4 protein-coding genes are annotated in these 2,962 nt (G+C 61.5%); 1 reads left to right on the top strand and 3 read right to left on the bottom strand.

Features of this window, described 5'->3' with window-relative positions:
- The 3 genes from ACEW8G_RS00465 to ACEW8G_RS00475 form a co-directional block, all read right to left on the bottom strand.
- Nucleotides 1-359: biotin/lipoyl-binding protein (locus ACEW8G_RS00465; protein ID WP_373486489.1), on the bottom strand; the 359-nt coding region annotated here is incomplete at its 3' end.
- Nucleotides 360-364: 5 nt separating this feature from the next.
- Nucleotides 365-1,072, bottom strand: coding sequence for an ABC transporter ATP-binding protein (locus ACEW8G_RS00470; protein WP_373486490.1), 708 nt, complete (start codon nt 1,070-1,072; stop codon nt 365-367).
- Nucleotides 1,069-2,208 (bottom strand): ABC transporter permease, encoded by a 1,140-nt coding sequence (locus ACEW8G_RS00475; RefSeq protein WP_373486491.1) that lies wholly within the window; start codon nt 2,206-2,208, stop codon nt 1,069-1,071. Before ACEW8G_RS00475 ends, ACEW8G_RS00470 begins: the two co-directional genes overlap by 4 nt.
- 203 nt (nt 2,209-2,411) lie before the next feature.
- Between ACEW8G_RS00475 and ACEW8G_RS00480 the strand changes: the two genes are divergently transcribed.
- On the top strand, nt 2,412-2,962 hold a 551-nt coding region (locus ACEW8G_RS00480), incomplete at its 3' end, for a TetR/AcrR family transcriptional regulator (RefSeq protein ID WP_373486492.1).

A 2,962-nucleotide genomic window follows, 5' to 3' on the forward strand; every position in this document is an offset into this window, starting at 1 on the left:
ACGCTGCGTCGCAGCCGCTCTACCCGGGCGGCGGCTTCGCGCACTGCGGCCCGCGCGTCGCGGCTGTCGATCGCAAACAGCGGCTGGCCCGCGCCGACCTGGTCCCCGGCCTGCACAAAGACGCGCTCCACCACACCCGGCACAAATGCACCGATCTCGATCAGCTCGCTTGATGGCTCGACCACGCCGGCTCCGGCGACTGTGCTGCCGCTCTGGCTGGCGGGCACCTGCGCGGGGGTTTCGGCGGCTTGTGCCAGCATCCGGTCCGGCTGGCTGCGCGCCACGATGATCGCGGCGATGATGATGAAGGCGATGGCCAGAACAGGAAGGATTTGGCGAGAAAAGCTGAGTTTTGCCATGGCTGTCAATGATCCTTGGGCATGTGCGTGCCATCGTGGGTGATGCGCCCGTCCTCCATCGCGAGGATGCGGTCGGCGAGATCGAAGATGCGGTTGTCGTGCGTGACGATGATGACCGCGCGGTCGGTCGCCAGCGCCACGTCGCGCAGCAGGTCCATCACGCGCCGCCCGGACCGGGCATCAAGCGCAGCGGTGGGTTCGTCACAAACGACAAGGCGCGGTGCGTGGATCAGTGCTCGTCCGATGGCGACGCGCTGCTGCTGTCCGCCCGAAAGCTGCCTTGGAAGTTTGTCGCATTGATCGCCGATGTTGAGCATGTGCAGCAACTCGCGCGCCTGTTCGATAGCCGCCTTGCGTGGAACTCCCGATGCGATCAGCGGCACAGCCGCGTTGGCAGCCGCGCTGATCGACGGGATGAGATTGTACTGCTGGAAGATGAAACCGATGGTGCTGAGGCGGAATTTCACCAGCTGCGTATCGTTAAGCCGGTAGATATCCGTTCCGAACACGCTGACCGTGCCTTCGCTGGGGTACAGGATACCGGCGATAATCGAGATCAGCGTGGTCTTGCCCGATCCGGATTCGCCGACCAGGTACGTCAGTTCGCCCGACTTCACGTCGACATTGATGTCATGCAGCACGCGCAGCTTGCCGTCGCCCACCGGAAAGTCCTTGGCAACACGAGTCACCCTGATGGCCGGATGGCCGCTCACCGGAACACCTCGGCAGGTTCGGTCTTCAGCACTTGGCGCAGCGCCAGAAAGCCGGTGATCAGGATCATCACGACCACCGTGCCGGCGGCGATCAGCGGGATCTGATAGGGCGTGTAAAAGCCTTTGAAGGCGTCTGAATAGGTCGCGCCCAGCTCGATTAAGGTGATTGCGAGGATCAACCCCAGGCCATAGCCGATCAGGGCGACCAGCGCCGATTGCGCCACCACCATCTGCCGGATGGTGGCGTTGGTGACACCGATCGCCTTCAGCGCCCCGAACTGCTTGATGTTGTCACGGATGAACAGGCTGAAGGTCAGTCCGACGATCACGATGCCGACGATGACGCCCAGCGCCACGGTGATGCCGAAGTTGATCGGAATGCCGGTATTGTCGATTATATAGTCGATACCGTCTTGCGCAAACTGCGCTGATGTGCGGGCGCGAAGCCCCGTTTCCGTCTCTATCCGTCGCGCCACCACCGCCACATCCTCGCCGTCACCGGCGCGCACAAGCACGAACGACAGACGGTTGCGCGTACCCGGCACGAAATTGAGTGCGTTGGAATAACGCGTGTAGAGCAAAACGCCCGAGGTGAAGGTCGGCTCTGCATCGACAAGCCCGCGAATGATCGCGCGTTGGTCGTTTAATTCCAGGCGGACATTCATCGCCGCCGCATCGCTGCCAAACAGCTTTCGGGCACCTACGCCGTCGATGAACACGGCATCGGGCTCGCGCAAGGACTCGCGTTGCCCCAGCATCACGGCGGTTGGCAAGCCCAGCAGCGTCGCATCGTCGAGGCCAACCACCGTCACCGGCTCCAGGGCGCCCTCGGGTGTGCGCACGTTGGCACCTGACCGGATCATCGGAACCGCCCAGTCGACCCCCGGCACACCGCGCACACGCTGCAGATCGGTCGATGGCATCGGCAGGGTGACATCGGTGGTGCGTCCGGCGGGGTCCATCACCCAGATATCGACGCTCGATACCTCATGCACCGCAGCCGCCCCGCGCAGCAGCAGATTGACGAAGATGGTCAGCTGCTGGGTGATCAGCAAAGTGGAGAAGGCAACGCCGAACACCAGCCCGATGAACTTCACACGGTCGCCGGTCAGCATCCGGATCGCAATCCACATCATGTGCCGGCCCTCGATCGCAAACTTTGCAAACAACTAATCATACTGTACGGTAGCGTTCAAAATAAAGCAGAATTACTGAACGTCAACGTATAGTTTTTGCGTCGACCGATCCATCGGATGTGGGACTGATCGATATGGCAGAGCGACACGCCCAAAGCGCCAAGGCCGGGCGACCGCGCGATCCTTCAAAGCATTCCGCTATCATGCATTCCGCGCTGCACACGTTTCTGGAGCGCGGGTTTAACGCGGCTACGATCGAGCAAATTGCGGCGCGCGCCGGCGTTTCGAAAGTCACGATCTACAACCGCTTCACCGACAAGGAGACGTTGTTCGAGGCGGTGATCAAGGAGCAGACCGAGCAGATTGCCGAGGCAACGATGAGCGAGGCCGCCTTAAAGGGTGATTTCGAGGCTCAGTTGAATGCCTTTGGACATGGCCTGCTGACCTTTCTGTTCGCATCCGATCATGTGGCGCTCGACCGCATGCTGCCACAGGAAATCGCGCACTTGCCCGATATGGCTCACCGCTTCTTCGATGCTGGTCCGGGACAAAGCCGAACCCAGCTCGCCGCCTTGCTGGAGCGGGGACGCGCTATAGGGTGGATCGATTTTGACAATGCGATCGATGCAGCCGAAGATCTGATGGCGCTGTGGAAAGGCTTTGCGGACGTCGAACTGAAATTCGGTGTCAGACACGGAATGTCCGGGGCCGACATCAACCGGCGTCTGAAACGCGGCACTGCGGTGTTTTTACG

This window comes from Blastomonas sp., from assembly GCF_041747255.1.
GTDB lineage: Bacteria > Pseudomonadota > Alphaproteobacteria > Sphingomonadales > Sphingomonadaceae > Blastomonas.

What these genes read in the sequence shown, in the direction of transcription:
- ACEW8G_RS00475 (WP_373486491.1), bottom strand. Translation starts at nt 2,208, where the DNA reads ATGATGTGGATTGCGATCCGGATGCTGACCGGCGACCGTGTGAAGTTC.